The organism is Colwellia sp. E150_009 (assembly GCF_053543955.1).
On record NZ_JBHFOM010000047.1, the window covers coordinates 1 to 18,329 of the forward strand.

Here is an 18,329-nt window from a genome sequence, read left to right on the forward strand (position 1 = left end):
CACTAGAAACATTACTTGATGGGAAATCGATTTGGGCCGAAAAGAATTTAGCTCAAATCTAAGCTGACAAGGCACCCTAAAAATCGGGTAACTGTCAGATCAGGTCTGAGCTACTACAAATTTTTCAGTCATAAACTTATGCTTCAATACCACAGTGACGTAATAATGCGTCTATTTCTGGTGCTCTGCCTCTAAAGGCTTTAAATAGTTCGCTAGGCTCTTTACTGCCGCCTTTTTCAAGAATATTAGTTAAAAAGGAGTGACCTGTATCTGTGTTGAAAATACCTTGTTCTTCAAACATACTGAAAGCATCGGCAGATAATACTTCTGCCCATTTGTAACTATAGTAACCAGCGGCATAGCCACCCGCAAAAATATGACTAAAACCATGTTGAAAACGATTAAACTCGGGTGCTTTTACTACCGCATATTGTTCGCGTACTTGGTTTAGCGTTTGTTGTATGTATTCGTTATTATTTTCGGCATTAGGGTTATAGTTAGCGTGCATAGTAAAGTCAAAAATGCTGAACTCTAATTGACGTAACATTTGCATAGCAGATTGAAAATTCTTAGCAGCAAGCATTTTGTCTAACATTTCTTGAGGCAAAGGTTCGCCCGTTTCATAGTGACCCGAGATAAACGCTAACGCTTCAGGTTGCCAACACCAGTTCTCTAAAAATTGACTCGGTAATTCTACGGCATCCCAAGGCACACCGTTTATTCCTGACACTGCACTCACATCAATTTGCGTTAGCATGTGATGCAATCCGTGTCCAAACTCATGGAAAAGCGTAACAACTTCGTCATGAGTGAAAAGCGCAGGTTTATTGTCAACAGGGCCATTAAAGTTACAGGTAAGGTAAGCAACAGGGTATTGAATTACGCCGTTAGGTAAAGCATGTCGTCCAACACATTCGTCCATCCATGCGCCGCCACGCTTTTTAGCACGGGCATATAAGTCTAAATAAAAACTGCCGCGTAGCCCACCTGTACTGTCAAAAACGTCATAAAAAGCAACATCCTTATGCCAAGTATCAACATGAGCACGTTCTTTAATGTTCAAACCAAACAATTTATGAACCACTTCAAATAGGCCATTCACTACTTTGTCTTTGGGAAAGTACGGGCGAAGCTCCTCGTCAGATATTGCATAACGCGCGTGTTTAAGTTTTTCACTGTAATAGGCAAGATCCCATGCTTGTAAGGTTTTATTCGATTCTTTGTTAGATAAGGTTTGTGAATACTCACTGGCAACAAAGTCATTTAATTCTTTAATGTCTTGCTCGCCTTGGTGCTGAGATTTAACGGCAAGCCCTTGTAAAAACGCCATCACTTCATCGCTAGTATTGGCCATTTTTGTTGCTAAGGATTTTTCACCATAATTACTAAAGCCAAGTAAATTAGCGAGTTCATGACGTAGAGCTAAGGTTTCATCCATAATAGCGCTATTATCAAATTCTCTTGCATTAGGCCCTTGATCTGAAGCGCGAGTAACAAAAGCACGATACATTTGTTCACGTAAATCACGGTTGTCACAGTAGGTCATTACTGGCAAATAACTAGGAAAGTCTAAAGTGAACACATAACCTGCTTGGTTTTGACTTTTTGCTAAGGCTTTGGCAGCTGCAAGGGCGCTTTCGGGTAAGCCAGATAATGCCGTTTTGTCGGTAATATTAACGCTAAAAGCATGGGTGGCGTCTAATACATTGTTGCTATAGCTTGAGCTTAAGTCAGAAAGGCGACTTACAATAGCACCATAACGTTTTTTATCGTCATCGCTCAATGCAATACCAGAGAGTTTAAAATCACGAAGTGCATTAGTGATAACTTTTTGCTGTGCTGTATTTAGTTGATTGAATAATTCACTATTTTTTAAGTCTTGATATGCTTGATATAGCCCTTGGTGTTGGCCAACAAAAGTACCGTATTCAGAAAGTAACGGTAGGCAAGACTCATATGCTTCGCGTAGTTCATCACTACTTACCACAGAGTTCATATGTGACACGGGAGACCATAATTTAGACAAAATGTCGTCTACTTCATCAATGGGTTGTATCAAGTTTTCCCATGTAAAAGGAGCGTTATTGTTTAAAACATCATTGATGACTTTTTTACAATCAGCGATAGCTTGCTCTACTGCAGGTTTAATATGTTCAGGTTTTATTTTAGAGAAGGCAGGTAAATCAAGTTTTTTTACCGTCTGGGGTAATAATGGATTAGTCATAATAGGCACGAAATAAATGAACGATACTAAACTATGTAATGACAAATATTAAATATTCAAGAGGTATTTACAATGCAAAGATGATTTTACGTTCAGTAATTCACGCATGATCGCATATTACTTGCTATAATTAATGTGGTTAAAAGTTATGTTGTCTTTGCTGTTATCGATGGGTGTTGGAAAAACTATGGTATGTAGAGTTAAATTTATTTTATTAATTTACCTTATTAGCTTGTATGCATCAATTACTTCTGTATATGCCAAAAGCAAAATACATAACTTATTTTTAACACAACTTTCCGTTGAAAACGGTTTATCTCAAGGCACCGTAAGTTCAATATTAACAGACAAAAATGGGTTTGTTTGGCTCGCTACAGATAATGGACTCAATATCTATGATGGTTATTCTTTCAGGCAACTTCCAGGCCCTGATAATAGCTTTATCGACTCAAGTATTTTCTTTGTTAAACAAGATCATTTAGGTTTTATTTGGATAAATGTAGATAAAGGGCTTTATCGTTATCAACCTGACACGGATCAATACCAGTTAATTTTTACCAATAAATCTGAAAGTTCTGGTCATATAGCTATCGATATTACAGAAGGTATAAATAGTGATAATGAATCAGGTTACTGGCTAGCCACAAGTAAAATGGTGGGCTTTTATCAAGCCAATAAAACTGAATTTCATTTAACTCTAGATTTATCAGAAGAACTGCCCGAAAAAGAAAATATTTTTTCCATTAAATACCACAAACAAGTACTATACATTGCGACAAGGCTTGGTGTGTATGCCTATCATGTATCATTAAAACAATGGCGAAAATTACCAACCTTATCTGTCGAAACTAGCACAAATGATACTAGTAATGTAAAAGCGAATAAAGTATATGTTTTACATATTGACGAGTATGAAAACTTATATATGGGCACAAATAATGGTGTTTTTAGCGTTAATGTAGAGAATATAACGGATTACATTGAAACAAAAAAAAATATTGAAGCGTATAAACTAATATTGAAGCATATTGATGTCTGGCAATTTTTACCAGATGGCAAGCAGCTCTACATTGTCAGTAATGATGGTTTACATGTTATAGACACTAAAAAGCAACAAGGTGCATTTCTCTTTGGGCTTAGTGAGTATTTCGAAAACATTGCTAATAATGAAATTATTTCTATCGCGCAAGATAAAGGGGGCGTTTTTTGGCTTGGGTCGCAATCTTCCGGCGTGTATTTGTGGGATCCTTTACTGGAGCTTATTGAAAATTATCGTTACCAAAAAAACACCCCCAATAGCTTAGATGACAATGCTGTTTGGGTAATTGAAGAGCAACAAAATAATCCTCAAAAAGTTTGGGTTGGCACTAGTCATGGCCTGAATAGTCTTGATATTGAAAAACGCACCGTAGAGCAGATTGCCGTAGCAGTAACAACAGATAAGCAATTAAAAAACTTTGATGTTTACAATGTTTTCCCGTACAAAAACAAGCTTTTGATATTATCAACCGAGCAAGGGATACTGCTATACAATGAAGCATTACAACAGTTTCTATCATTTCACTTTACTGATGAAATAATGGCCATTTTAGCCAAAGATCACTATTCAGCTTACTTACAAGATTATCGTTATCTATGGTTAGTCTACGATGAAGAAACGGCCGTCATTGATTTGCAAACAGGACAAATTGATACCTTAAATGAATTAAGTAAAGTTGTACCTCTTAATAAAATTTTTAACTTCTTAGGAAGTTTACCTGATAGCCACACGCTATTGTTCTCAACCAATGATGCTTTATGGAGCTATGATACTGTCACAAAAAAAACTGTCCGTCTCTATCAACACCCCAACATATCGGCTAATGAATGGATTTCATTTGGAAACTGGGTAATTGATAAAAACAATATTTTTTGGCTAAGTTACCCAACAAAGGGGCTAATTGGCTTAGAGTACCCCTCCTTTAAGCCCAAGTATTTTTATCATAGTCAAAACTCAGTTATTGATAATAATGTTTACAGTTTATTAACTGACAATGAAGGTGATATTTGGTTTTCTACTCACAAAGGAATATTTTTATTAGATACTGATACACTATTGATACGTAATTTTACCATTGCTGACGGTTTCCCAGCAATGGAGTTTAATTATGGGGCAGGCATTAAATTAGCGAATGGCAATCTTGCTTATGGTTCAATGGAAGGGGTAAGTATTTTTGATCCATTAAAATTAAAAAACAAACACGGGAATGACAACATTAATATTTATGTTACTGCGATTAACGTGTTATCTAGGCAGCTAGACTTACCTTTACTTATTAATCAACAACAAGATGTTCACTTACGCTATGATGATGTAGGCATTCGTTTCGATTTTTCAACACTGTCATATGCTGATAGAGGAGAAGTCGTTTATGAGTATCGATTAATCGGTGAGAGTAATGTAAGTTACCCTCCAACAACTGACAATAAAATCACGTTTGCCAGCTTACCTTCAGGTACTCATACTCTTTCTGTACGGGCGAAATCACCAATAACTGGAAAATACAGTACGAGTCAAAGAGTTAAAATTATTGTCAGTTATGCTCCTTGGAAATCTCCCCTTGCTTATATTAGTTATACCGCATTTTTGCTTACATTATTCTCTTTATGGCTCTATCGACGAAATAAGCAAAAACAACAGTTATTAGCGAGTCATGAAGAAGTCAAGTTCAGAGAAAACCGCCTTCAACTAGCATTGGTCGGCAGCAATAGTGAAGTATGGGATTGGCAAGCCCAAAATAACATGATGTTTGGTAAACGAATCGCTCAAGAGTTAGGCTATGTGGATTTAGCTACTGCACATACCTTTGAGCAACATATTGAATTAATTCATATTGATGATAAGGATAGCTTTCTCTCACAATGGAAGTTATTTATTGAAAAAAATGATCTTAATGAAACGTTTGCCTGTACTTATCGACTCAAACATTCACAGGGACACTGGTTATGGTACAGAGATTTAGGCAAAATAGTCACTTTAGATCATCAAAACAAACCCAGCAGAATTACGGGTGCTTATACGAATATAACCAAAACACGCGCTGCAGAGGTACGTAGTCAATATTACGGCGAAGCATTTAAACAAACTAATGACTGGGTACTGATTGTAAACGATGATTTTACACGTATAACAGCAAATCAGTCATTACGTAATGTTTTTGGATTGCCTGAGGAAAAGTTTATTTTAAATCATAATTTTATGGGTTTGCCAAAACAACGTTGGCTATTTTTTCAAACACTATTTCCTTCATTAAAAGAGGGGCAGCACTGGCGAGGTGAAGAGCTAGTTGCTACTGATTCTGGTGAAGAATTTCATGTTATAGTCAATATTAATGTTGGTAGAAATAAAACCACTCACAATTTACATTATGTTTGTGTTTTTACCGATATTAGTGCTCAAAAAACTGCAGAAAAAGAACTGCGCTACTTAGCAAATTATGATCATTTAACAGACCTACCTAATCGAAGTTTATTACTTGAGCGCATTGGACATGCTATGGAGCTTTCTAAAAGAAAAAACAAATCTATCGCCCTGTTTTTTGTTGATTTAGATAGATTTAAACAAGTAAATGATTCATTAGGACATGATTACGGAGACCAACTATTGGTAGAAGTTGCACGCAGGTTACGTCAATTATTAAGGACTGGCGACACCATAGCACGCATAGGTGGAGATGAGTTTGTTATACTTTTAGAGTCTTTTCGTGATATTAGGCACTTGGGATTAGTAGCACAAAAAATTATAGCCGCAGTAGAGAAACCTGCATCACTAAAAGATCATGAAGTCAGTATTGGTGCTAGTATTGGCATTGCCTTATACCCTAACAATGCACGAGATTCAAATGAGTTACTACGTCATGCCGATATTGCAATGTATCATGCGAAACAAGTAGGTAGGAATACGTTTCAGTTTTTTACTCAAGAAATGAATACTCAAGCTGCCGAGCGCTTGACTAAAGAGACTAGGGTCAAAATAGCTTACAGTAATAATGAATTCATCAATTACTACCAGCCTATTGTTGATACGCGAACAGGACAAACTGCTGGTTTTGAGTTACTAATGCGCTGGCAAAGCCAACAAGGAATAATCTCGCCTGCAGGTTTTATTAATATTGCTGAAGAATTAGGGTTAATTATACCAATGACTGAAGCGGCATTAGAGCGTGGTTTAATTGATTTGAAAAAATGGCATAACGGTCATCCTACGTTATACTTATCGGTAAATTTATCAGCGCAGCATTTTGCTAAAGCTCATTTGGTCTCATACATTACTGAATTGCTAGAAAAACATGAGTTACCTGCACATTTATTGAAAATAGAAGTAACAGAAAGTGCGTTATTATCCGAGCCAGAAAATGCCATAAAGACGATGAATGCAATGTCCGATCTAGGAGTCATACTAGCACTTGATGACTTTGGTACGGGATTTTCTTCCTTGTCGTATTTAAAACGATTACCTCTTGATATTATAAAAATAGATCGCAGCTTCATTTCAGGTATAGGCATCGAAAAAACCGATGAAGCCATTGTTGATGCCACCATTGTTTTAGCAGAACGCTTAAATATGCATTGCATTGCTGAAGGAGTTGAAACAAGAGAGCAATTTGACTATCTTACCCAACGCAACTGTCATTTCATTCAAGGGTATTTATACAGTAAACCTTTGGCTGCAAAAAATATTTATGGTTATTTAAATACGAAAGTCATTGAACTTCATGTGAGTTAGTTTAAAAATCGATTGAATAATACTATTTCATCCCCAGATCAAACCATATAAATTAATTTCTTGGAACATATTATGACTCAACATTTTGATTATTTAGCAATCGGTGCAGGTAGTGGTGGTATTGCATCAGCAAACAGAGCGGCACGATTAGGTAAAAAAGCGGCGGTTATTGAAGCAAAATATATAGGCGGTACTTGTGTTAATGTGGGGTGTGTTCCTAAAAAAGCCATGTGGTATGCTGGCCAAATTAGTGATGCGTTGAAATATGCGCATGACTATGGCTTTAATTTAGGTGATTTTAAAATTGAACATAATGGTTTTGATTGGAATCGTTTAATCAAAAATCGCGAAGCTTACATTGAGCGTATTCATGCTGCATACCAACGTGGTTTTGATGCCAATGATGTTACAGTCATTCAAGGTTTTGCCAAGTTTGTTAATAAAAACACGGTGGATGTTGATGGTACTTTATACACCGCCGATCATATTACTATTGCTACTGGGGGGCGTCCGTCAATACCTACTATTGAAGGTGCAGAATTTGGTATTAATTCAGATGGATTTTTTGCCCTAACAGAGCAACCCAAATCAGTTGCTGTTATTGGTGCAGGTTATATTGCTGTTGAATTAGCAGGTGTTTTTCATGGTTTAGGTACACAAACGCATTTATTAGTGCGAAATGAAAAACCATTACGTACTTTTGATGAAATGCTAAGTACTACGCTGGTTGAGCAAATGGAAAAACATGGTCCAACATTACATAACCATAGCACTCCAGAACGAATTGAAAAGTTAGCAGATGGGCAATTGGTAGTTCATCTTACTAATGGTAAATCTATTGGTCCTGTTGAAACATTGGTTTGGGCTATTGGTCGTGAACCAGCCACAGATAATATTAATTTAGATCTTGCTGGTGTAGCACTTGATAAACGAGGTTTTATTGTTACTGATAAATATCAAAATACTAATGTACCTGGTATTTATGCTGTGGGTGATAATACAGGTCGTGCACAATTAACCCCTGTTGCTGTTGCTGCTGGCCGACGTTTATGTGAACGGTTATTTAATAATAAGCCTGATGAACATCTAGATTACACAGGTATTGCTACGGTTGTATTCAGCCACCCTGTGATAGGCACTGTTGGCTTAACAGAAGCGGAAGCGGTTGAACAATACGGTGAAGATAATATTACTGTTTATAACTCTCAATTTACCGCGCTTTACCAAGCGATAACTGAAGATTATCGTGATCCTACACGTATGAAACTCATTTGTGCAGGTAAAGATGAAAAAGTAGTGGGTTTACATAGCATTGGCTTTGGTAGTGATGAGTTACTGCAAGGTTTTGCGGTAGCAATGAAAATGGGCGCAACTAAGACTGATTTTGATAATACTATTGCGATTCACCCCACGTCTGCAGAAGAGTTCGTTACCTTATAAATTATGCTATAAAGGGTTTTTGGAATGATTACTCGGTTATTCAATCGAGTAATCTTTTCACCTTTAACTTGATTCAGGTTCCCAATTATTCACCACTTCACTTCATGATATTTTGTGTCAAACTGGGCATGAAGTGAGTGGTTGTTTGCCTTCCTCTTATATTTGAACTCAAGAGACTAATCCGATATAAAATTATTCATTAAATTGCAATAATAATTATCTATTATGTCAAAATCTTAAGCGATATTTTCTATTAAACAGATTAAGTTAATTAATATAACTGAGTTGATAAAAGGAACAACTATGTTCACTTCTTCCTTAAAAAATAATGGGTTTATTTTTTGTTTAGTGGCTTCCTTCTTTCACTTAGGCTGCAATAGTAGCCATGTTATGAATACTACCAATGAAGTCACCGATAAGGTGACAGAGAAAATCGTTGCCAAGATTGGGCTAAGACCTTTATTTTTAATTAATGAAATGACAACTAGTCAGTTAAAAACGAAGTTGCAACAGTGCAAAGATAATACTTTTTATCGCTCTGATTTTTCATTAGGCCATCGTGGTGCTCCTATGTTATTCCCTGAGCACACAAGAGAGTCTTATCAAGCAGCGATTGATTCTGGTGCTGGAATTGTAGAATGCGATGTTACTTTTACTTTAGATGAAGTGTTGGTATGCCGTCACTCACAGTGCGATTTAGCCACAACAACTAATATTTTAGCTATCCCCGAACTTGCAAAGCAATGCTCACAACCATTTTCGCCCGCAAACCTGACTAATGGTACACCTGCTACAGCTAAGTGTTGTACAAGTGATATTACACTGGCTCAATTTAAACAACTTAATGGTAAGATGGACGGCGCTAATTTACAAGCGACAACAGTAGATGAATATTTAGCGGGTACACCTAGTTGGCGTACTGATCTGTACTCAGGTGCAGGAACATTGATGACGCATGCTGAGAGTATAGAAATGTTTAAAAATGCGGGTGTAAAAATGACCCCAGAATTAAAGCAGGCCAGTGTATCTATGCCATTTAATAATTTCAGCCAAAAAGATTATGCGCAAAAAATGTTAAATGAATACATATCTGCAGGTGTATCACCCTCTCAAGTTTATCCGCAATCATTTAGCCTTAAAGATGTTGAATATTGGATTACAAAAAATGCTAAATTTGGTAAGCAAGCGGTATTTCTTGATGGCAGATATGATAATACAGCTTTTGACCCTCAAAATTCTACAACGTGGGAACCCAGTATGACACAGCTAAAAAGCCAAGGTGTTAATTACTTAGCTCCACCAGTATGGATGTTAGTTACTTTAGATTCAGAGGGGAAAATCACGCCTTCATTATACGCTAAAGCTGCGAAAGCGGCAGGCCTTAAGATTATTGCTTGGTCGCTTGAACGTTCAGGGTTACTTGCTAATGGCGGTGGCTGGTATTATCAGAGTATAACTGATGTAGTAAAGAGTGAAGCAGATGTACTTATATTGTTAGACGTTTTAGCAAAAGAGGTAGGTGTAGTCGGTGTGTTTTCTGATTGGCCTGCAACAGTCACTTATTATGCTAACTGTATGAATGTTGATTAGTGATAATTAAGGGAATGACTAAGGCTATAATTTAGTTTTGCTAAGTAGGCGCGTTGATGCAAAGGACTAATCAGGGAATTTAGACGCTACAGAAGATAAAGCGAGAAGGGAGCTATTGCTCCCTTTATTCAGTTAATTATTTTTTCCTTTGTTACGTGCTTGTGGATCACACACAATTTGTTCACCTGTCTGTTTGTCATTAGCAATGATAACAAAGTTATAACTTTTAGGTCCCGTTTCATTATCTTTGTCAGTTAGTGTAACGAGTTGTGAACTATTGATATCACGAATGTTAGCGGTCACTGTTTTTTGATCACAAGGAATGAGGCACTGGGTAATAACGTAGCTGGTTTTAGTAACATCGGTTAACTGCACTGTGATTATAGTTGGCTGAGAAATAACTAAGCCTTCTAAATTAACTACAGCACCATTATCCATAAGAGATAAATATCTGTAGCTATGTGAATTATCGTAGTTTTTGGTTATTTCTAAATAAAGAGTAATTCTATTCTGTATTTGTATGGCTGTTGTCATTGTTGTGGGCCTTTTAGACGTTTTAAATACTGCAAATGGTTAATTATCTGCGAGTTATTTTTATTTCACGTTACTTATTGAATATTCTGGAATATTATAATCAGAATGCTGATAAATTTTCAACCAAGGATTATCTGGTGAATATTGCTGTATAGAAGAAAGTATCGCTAAGTAAATAGAGAGGGTTTTATAATTAGGTTTACTACGCTGTAGTTTAGATTCAAGCAGGACTTTTATTTCTATTAACTCTTTTTTAATGGCGATATTATCCATATTTTGTATGGCGTTTACTATATTCCATTTTGTTAATAAGAGGCGAGCATAAAAAGTTGTGTGCGTTTTAATAGATAAGTGTTGTTTAAATAACACCATTGCGTCTGTTATTGCGACAAGAGCGCTTTGATTTTGCTTAAGCAAGGCCATTGCTTGAGCTTGATATTGTAATAAATTAATATTTATTGCAATTAAGTCTGTGGTTTTACTCTCTGTACTTTTAAGTCTATTAATTAAAACTTTACTTTTATCTAAGTAAATTAATGCTTGGTCGCTTTTATTATGGTTAATAAATATTCGTATTGATAATAAATAGCTATCTAATAAGCTCTCTTTAAATGAATAATTGTTGTCATCATTATTGACTAATGTAAGGAGATTTTTTTGTACCGCCTGAGTGTGAATTTCAGCATTGGGTAAATCACCAGAATTATAATACAAAATCGCAATATTTTGTTCTAAATAAGCTAAATCTTCAATATGTTTAAAGTTAATTTCGGTATAATTAATTTGCTTAAGCTGTGAGAGAGCCTCTTCTAAGTATTTGATTGAAGATAATAATTTCCCTGATTTTGCTTGTATGTTACTTTGCCAAGAACGAGTGTCGGCTAAGTCGGCTCTTAATGATAAATTATCGGGTTGTGTTTTTAGTAACGATAATTTGATTGCAGCAGACTGCTCAAAATAGTGGCTAGCAGCTGTTAATTGGTTGTTTTTTTCTGCTAATGAACCAAGATTGTTTAACGCATAAGATTGTTCTAATTGCCATTCAGGTTTAGGGTAAAGTGAAAATAAGATATCGGCATGTTTACTATACTCAATCCAAAAGGGCTCAGCTGAAATATAGTCTGACTGTAAATAGGCAGCATAGCCCAACCAGTAATTAGCTAGCATGTGTAACTCGAGTAGTTTTTCGTTAGTATTATCATTCTTTAAAGCTTGCTTTAATGCTACTGAGGTTTGTTTAAAATATGACTCTGCTGTGATGTAATTATTTTTACTAATATTGATTTTGCCCAGTATGTGAAGCGATTCAGTCCACTGAAGTAAAGCTTTTCCCGTTAAGTTATATGTGCCTGCCTGCTCAAAATATTTAAGGGTTTTGTCTGCAACTATATTGAGTAATTCTAATTTACCTAGGGGTTCAAGTTTGTCTTTTAAATCATAAATAATAAAAGAAATCAGGTTCTCGGCGTTATTTCGTGTTGTTGTTATTTTTTCATTGGTTTGACTAAGTGATATTGATAACCAAGCTAAGCTAAAAGAGCATACTAAAAATGTGGCGATAACTGTTTTTTTAAGAAGATTGGCACGTTTTAGATTGTTTACTGAGGCAGCAATAAACGCTTTTTCATCATTGTTAAAGGTAAAATTATTATCGTCTATAATACTGTTAATTATTTTTATTTTGGTATTGGAATGAATTAATAGATGACTGCTTTTTTCATGATATAGCCAACGTTGAGTCGCTATTTTAAGGTCATGTCGAGTATATAATGTGGAAATGTTTTGTTTAATCCACGAGCTAATTCTTGCCCAAGCCGTTAATAAACTATCGTTTACAAGGGAAATACAAGGCTTTTTATTGGTGTAAGTGATTTGCAAAATACCGATACTGATAAAGTGATTAATTACTGCTAATTTATTAGTGTTGGTAAAGTATTCAATTAGGCATGGTTGTTCATTTTTGGTTATATGCCCATTAGCATCTAAGGTGATTAAGTGAAATAAAATTTGTTCAAAACAGGTTTGTTCTTTTACTGTTAAGTGTTGATATTTTTCTTCTGCAATACTTGCAATGCAACCAGCAATACCATTAATCTTTTTATAAGCCTTATACGTGAGTGTCTGGTTAGATCTTTGCGCATACAATTGGTTTAATAATAACTGTATCATTGCTATAGGTGCAGGCTTTATTTGTAATTGCTGAATAATAACCCTATTCAAACGTTCTCTACTGTCTACATTGTATTCAAAAGTAATGCCCGCTAATTCGGCTGGTTTATCTATAATATCAATTAATTCAGTATGACTAAAAGGCGGCAATTTATAGTGAAAGGCATGTTTTTGATGTGCGTATATTTGTGCTAACTCTGGTAAGAATTGTTCGCGAATGTTAGTAATCAATAAACATTGTTTTGAACTAACTAATAACTGCAGAAGTTTGAAAAAGTAAGTTAACTCATTCTCACTTATCTTAATTTTGGAGTATATGTCAAAAAGTGCTTCAAGGTGGTCAATAAAAATAACAAATCTATGGTGCTTATCCGTTGTTAATAATTGTTCATGAAACAATACTATGGATTGATCATCGGTTGAGTGGTTATTGTGCGTAGTTATTAACTCTTCATATTCTGTTAAAGAGAGTCGGTTAGAAAGCTTTTCTTTATTAAGTAATAACGTTAATAACTCAATGTGTGGTTTTTGTTGAGTAAGTAGTGATCGTAAATCTAAAACATTACAGAATTCTTGGGCTGTTGTCTTAATAAAAGTATGTGATATTAATGTGGGTAACAGGCCAGCATAAACTAGAGAACTTTTACCTGCCCCAACGGGAGCCGAAACTAATAACCAACTCGTCGTTTCTTTGCTTATTTGAGATGCCCAGTTATTAATGTCTTTAATTACTTGATCACGACCAAAGAAAATATCACTTTGTGATGAAGTAAATGGCTGTAACCCTGGATAAGGTAATTCTCCTGTCCAATGCGCAGTAGATTTTTGTGGTGTTACATTCAAGCCTTTAATTTTAGCGATAAAAACATAACCCTTTTTAGGAACCGTTTTTATGAAACGAGGGTTTTTTGGGTCATCAGAAAGTGTTTTTCGTATTTGGGCAATGCATTTATGAAGTGGACTGTCACTAATAAATTGATTTGGCCAGCATGCCTTAATTAATTCATCGGTAGTCACAAGCTGTTCGGCTTTACTGCAAAGGTAAGTTAATACTTCCATAACTTTAGGCTGAACATGTCGAGTAATATTATTCTCGATAATGATACTTTGCGAAGGCTCAATATATAGGCCTTCAATATAATAAGGTGTTGTAATGAAATCGTTCGATATTTTATTGGAACTGCGCAAACTTAATACCTATTATTTATGTTTCATGGCACTTATTCTTTTAAACTCTATGAGAATAAAGAGAGTAATTCACTCTTTACCAAGTACCTAATTGTTCTAATTATGCTCGATAAGTATTCAGTTAGATACATTGTCGGCTTAATTATTTTGTGTTCTTATTTTATTTTTTAATTTTAAGCTATAAATATAATCTTTTAATAAATTCTTACTTATTGAAATTAAAGTACTTTATGTTCGGTAAGATTTTGGTAAGGATTTGTAAGCTTAGCGTCAGAACTCTTTAACAGATTTATTTTATTGTTCAATTATCTTCTGAATGTAAGAAGTAAGTCCGTATTTATTGTTTGTCATTAATTTCAAAAAACTGTAGCTAATAAAAGGACAGGGAAATGAAAAACACACAAAAAAATAGAGTAGATATAATGAATTTAGAAACACAGAATACAAAAAAAGACCCTCTATTTATAGACAGTAATAATTGTGTAGATGCAAATCAAACAATGAATGAATGCAATAATAATGTTGTAGAAATAGATCTTAACATTGCCAATAGCCTTAATTGTTATAAGCGACTAAATAAAAGAAGTTTAGCAACAACCTTAAATAAATTATTAAGTTTGGATATTTCTGAGTGGGTGAAAAAACAAAGAATATCAACAGCGAAATCACTTTTAATACATTCAGATCTTTCGATTCAAGAAATTAGTACCGAAATTGGCTATGAAAATCATGACGATTTTATAATCGATTACAAAAAACAATTTCATATTTCTCCCCACCAACAAAGAAATCTACTAAAAATAGAAGTTATATCTACCTCAAGTACCCTTCATAAGAAATAATACAAATAACTCGCCTAATACCTGCCTAGCACTCGGCTCACTGTATAAGTTAAATCTCATGCGAGAAGTATAACCAAACCACTTCAAGATGCTCATTTCTAATTCTAGCTGGGTATATATACTCAATAATAAATAGCTTGTAAATTGCCCCTAAAAATAGAGTTTTTACTTGAATTAAATTTAGAGGCTTAGCTACATTCTGAATAGCTTTATTCAGAATAAAAATAATTTTTTCTTATCAAACTGGTTGACTAGTTTGTAAGTCACGCCATTAATGGCTTATGTTTTTTTGTTATTTTAAGTTGTCAAAAATCTTTAAAAAAAGTTTATTAATTGACTGGTAAAACTTCTAAATTCTGATAATCTCTTAGCTCGTTATTTCTTTGGCTGTTATTTGTACAGTGAAAAAAGTAACGGAGATATATTTATTTATCCACAAAAATAAAAATAAAAACAATTGTGAAATAAAAGGATTTCATCCTCTATTTTTATCAATAAAAACAACTTATTAATTGATGGTAACAAAAAAGTAACGGATGCTTATTTGGTGTTTTATTGTGCTTATTAACAAAGTTATCCACAATCGCTTCATGACAATTATCACTACACAGTAGAGCTATAGCGCTCTTTGTGTCATGCTTAACCTTTCTTATTGTTTAGACAAATATCTTATGACAACTTTGGCAGAAAATTCACCATTATCCCCACTCATTTTAGTGGATGGCTCTTCGTATTTATTTCGCGCATATCATGTTCCTTACCTGCAAGCCTTATCTACCGCGAGTGGTCAACCTACAGGGGCGATTACTGGCGTATTAAATATGATTGGTAGTTTAAAAAAAGATTATCCCAATGGTAACGTAGTGGTAATTTTTGATGCTAAAGGCAAAACGTTTCGTAATGATTTGTACCCTGAATACAAAGCTAATCGCCCACCAATGCCTGATGAGTTACGCTCACAAATAGCACCGTTGCATCAAATTATTAGCGCAATGGGGTTGCCATTATTGGTTATTCCAGGTGTTGAAGCAGACGATGTCATTGGCACGTTAGCACAACAGGCAAGTGAAAAAGGTATTGAGACAGTTATTTCTACAGGTGATAAAGATATGGCGCAATTAGTCACGCCCCATGTGCGTTTGATTAATACTATGACCGCTGTAGAACTAGATGAAGCAGGTGTAACTGAGAAATTTGGTGTTCGTCCTGATCAAATTATTGATTATTTAGCCTTAATGGGTGACAAGGTTGATAATATTCCTGGGGTAGTAAAATGTGGTCCTAAAACTGCGGTAAAATGGTTAACTGAGCATGACACGTTAGATAACGTGATTGCTAATGCTGATAAAGTAAAAGGAAAAATTGGTGAAAATTTACGTGATGCACTTGAACAGCTGCCGCTGTCATATCAGCTAGCAACCATAAAGTGTGATGTTGAGTTAGAGCAAACGGTAGAAAAATTACGACCAATTGAACCAGATGTTGAAGCGTTAACAGCCCTTTATCAAGAGTTTGAGTTAAAACGTTTGTTGGCTGATTTAAATAAAAACAGCAACAACGATATGAATGAAACCAGTGTAATCGCCCCAACAAGTAGTAATACAAATGTTGAAGAAAACAATAGTGCTGATGTGGCAGCGGTAGAGGTGTCAGAATGTAAATATGACATTGTTTTTAATCAAAGCCATTTTAATGACTGGTTAGAAAAATTAAAACAGAGTAGCGCTTTTGCTTTTGATACGGAAACCACCAATGTTGATTACATGAAAGCGGAACTTGTTGGTTTATCGTTTGCTGTTGATGTTGGTAAAGCGGCTTATGTACCATTAGCACATGATTATCTTGGCGCCCCTGAGCAGTTAGACAGAGATTGGGTATTAGCACAATTAAAGCCGTTATTAGAAAGTAGTGACATTAAAAAGATAGGCCAAAACCTTAAGTATGATGCTAATGTGCTAAGCCAGTATCATATTAAGCTACAAGGTGTCGCGTTTGATACCATGATTGAATCTTATTGTTATAACAGTGTTGCCACACGTCATAATATGGATGCCCTTGCGCTTAAGTATTTGGGTTATAAAACGGTACACTTTGAAGATGTTGCTGGTAAAGGTGCTAAACAGTTAACGTTTAATCAAATAGATATTGATAAAGCTGGGCATTATGCCGCTGAAGATGCTGATATTACCTTACGTTTACATCAAGCAATATTTCCTGCCCTTGAAAAATCACCTAAGCAGCTGAATGTATTTAATGATATTGAAATGCCCCTAATGCCCGTGTTAGCACAAATGGAACAAACGGGGGTGTTAATTGATTGTGATTTACTTGATCAACAAAGTCACAGTATTGGGCAACGTTTAGATGAATTAGAAATTGAAGCTCATAACCTTGCAGGCAAAAGCTTTAACTTAAGCTCGCCTAAGCAGTTACAGCAAATATTGTTTGAGGAATTAAAAATTCCAGTCATTAAAAAAACGCCTAAGGGTGCGCCTTCTACTGCTGAGGAAGTGTTACAAGAATTAGCACTTGACTACCCTTTGCCTAAAGTTATTCTAGAAAATAGAGGCTTAAGTAAATTAAAATCGACCTACACTGATAAATTGCCATTAATGATAAGTGATAAAACTGGTCGAGTGCATACCTCATATCATCAAGCAGTGACAGCAACTGGGCGATTATCTTCAACCGATCCAAACCTTCAGAATATCCCAATTCGAAGTGAAGAAGGGCGGAAAATACGCCAAGCGTTTATTGCACCCAAAGACTATAAAATTGTAGCCATTGATTACTCACAAATTGAGTTACGAATAATGGCACATTTATCTAATGATAAAGGTTTAGTCAACGCCTTTAGCGAAGGTAAAGATATTCACAAAGCAACCGCGGCTGAAATTTTTGCCGTAGCGTTAGATGATGTAACCACTAATCAACGTCGCAGTGCAAAGGCTATTAACTTTGGTTTGATCTATGGTATGTCAGCCTTTGGTTTAGCTAAGCAGCTGAATATTGGTCGCCAACAAGCACAAGAATACCAAGACAAGTATTTTCAACGTTATCCTGGCGTTTTAACTTATATGGAAGACACTCGTCAACAGGCTAGTGAGCAGGGTTACGTAGAAACAATATTTGGTCGTCGATTATATTTACCTGAAATAAAATCAAAAAATGGAATGCGTAGAAAAGCAGCTGAACGCGCAGCTATTAACGCACCCATGCAAGGTACAGCCGCAGACATCATTAAAAAAGCCATGTTGGCAGTAGCAACATGGCTGAATGAGAAAAATGATGACCGTATCAAAATGACTATGCAAGTACACGATGAATTAATCTTTGAAATTCATCAAGATATTGTTGAAGAAACGACAGCAAAATTGGTTGAGTTAATGAATAATGCGGTAGAACTGAGCGTACCACTTATTGCTGAAGCAGGCATGGGTGATAACTGGGATGAAGCACATTAGTTGATTGATAAGAACTCTATATTGTAAATTTTTAGAATTAATTTTCATCAAATATAGAGTTCAATCAAAATTGGCAATAAGGAGGTTTGTGTTTTTCCTCTTAAAATCTGCAT

General features: G+C 35.3%; 8 protein-coding genes. 5 read left to right on the plus strand and 3 right to left on the minus strand.

Going from position 1 to position 18,329, the window contains the following annotated elements:
• Window positions 1–136: 136 nt before the first annotated feature.
• Window positions 137–2,224 (minus strand): oligopeptidase A, encoded by a 2,088-nt coding sequence (gene prlC, locus ACE1OF_RS16590; RefSeq protein ID WP_448895780.1) that lies wholly within the window; start codon window positions 2,222–2,224, stop codon window positions 137–139.
• A gap of 133 nt (window positions 2,225–2,357) precedes the next feature.
• Here prlC and ACE1OF_RS16595 point away from each other — a divergent pair, with 133 nt between their 5' ends.
• The 3 genes from ACE1OF_RS16595 (at window position 2,358) to ACE1OF_RS16605 (ending at window position 10,019) form a co-directional block, all read left to right on the plus strand.
• Complete coding sequence (locus ACE1OF_RS16595; RefSeq protein ID WP_448895782.1) at window positions 2,358–6,989, plus strand: EAL domain-containing protein; 4,632 nt, start codon at window positions 2,358–2,360, stop codon at window positions 6,987–6,989.
• A 72-nt stretch (window positions 6,990–7,061) separates the two neighbouring features.
• The gene (gorA, locus tag ACE1OF_RS16600) at window positions 7,062–8,429 is read left to right on the plus strand and encodes a glutathione-disulfide reductase (RefSeq protein WP_448895784.1); all 1,368 of its coding nucleotides are present in this window, start codon (window positions 7,062–7,064) and stop codon (window positions 8,427–8,429) included.
• 261 nt (window positions 8,430–8,690) lie between these two features.
• Window positions 8,691–10,019, plus strand: coding sequence for a glycerophosphodiester phosphodiesterase family protein (locus ACE1OF_RS16605; protein ID WP_448895813.1), 1,329 nt, complete (start codon window positions 8,691–8,693; stop codon window positions 10,017–10,019).
• Between the two features lie 132 nt (window positions 10,020–10,151).
• Here ACE1OF_RS16605 and ACE1OF_RS16610 read toward each other — a convergent pair whose 3' ends face one another.
• Both ACE1OF_RS16610 and ACE1OF_RS16615 read right to left on the minus strand, forming a co-directional pair.
• Window positions 10,152–10,553, minus strand: a complete 402-nt coding sequence (locus ACE1OF_RS16610) for a hypothetical protein (RefSeq protein ID WP_448895786.1) — start codon at window positions 10,551–10,553, stop codon at window positions 10,152–10,154.
• Window positions 10,554–10,613: 60 nt separating this feature from the next.
• Entirely contained in the window at window positions 10,614–13,910 is a 3,297-nt protein-coding gene (locus ACE1OF_RS16615; protein WP_448895788.1) for an nSTAND1 domain-containing NTPase, read from the minus strand.
• Window positions 13,911–14,299: 389 nt separating this feature from the next.
• Between ACE1OF_RS16615 and ACE1OF_RS16620 the strand changes: the two genes are divergently transcribed.
• Entirely contained in the window at window positions 14,300–14,752 is a 453-nt protein-coding gene (locus ACE1OF_RS16620) for a helix-turn-helix domain-containing protein (RefSeq protein ID WP_448895790.1), read from the plus strand.
• 671 nt (window positions 14,753–15,423) lie between these two features.
• A complete protein-coding gene (gene polA / locus ACE1OF_RS16625) occupies window positions 15,424–18,216 on the plus strand; it encodes a DNA polymerase I (protein WP_448895791.1) in 2,793 nt (930 codons plus the stop codon).
• Window positions 18,217–18,329: the final 113 nt, after the last annotated feature.

Excerpts from the sequence above, each read along its gene's own strand:
- prlC (WP_448895780.1), bottom strand. The coding sequence starts at position 2,224 with ATGACTAATCCATTATTACCCCAGACGGTAAAAAAACTTGATTTACCT.
- ACE1OF_RS16595 (WP_448895782.1), top strand. The coding sequence starts at position 2,358 with ATGTGGTTAAAAGTTATGTTGTCTTTGCTGTTATCGATGGGTGTTGGA.
- gorA (WP_448895784.1), top strand. The coding sequence starts at position 7,062 with ATGACTCAACATTTTGATTATTTAGCAATCGGTGCAGGTAGTGGTGGT.
- ACE1OF_RS16610 (WP_448895786.1), bottom strand. The coding sequence starts at position 10,553 with ATGACAACAGCCATACAAATACAGAATAGAATTACTCTTTATTTAGAA.
- ACE1OF_RS16620 (WP_448895790.1), top strand. The coding sequence starts at position 14,300 with ATGAAAAACACACAAAAAAATAGAGTAGATATAATGAATTTAGAAACA.
- polA (WP_448895791.1), top strand. The coding sequence starts at position 15,424 with ATGACAACTTTGGCAGAAAATTCACCATTATCCCCACTCATTTTAGTG.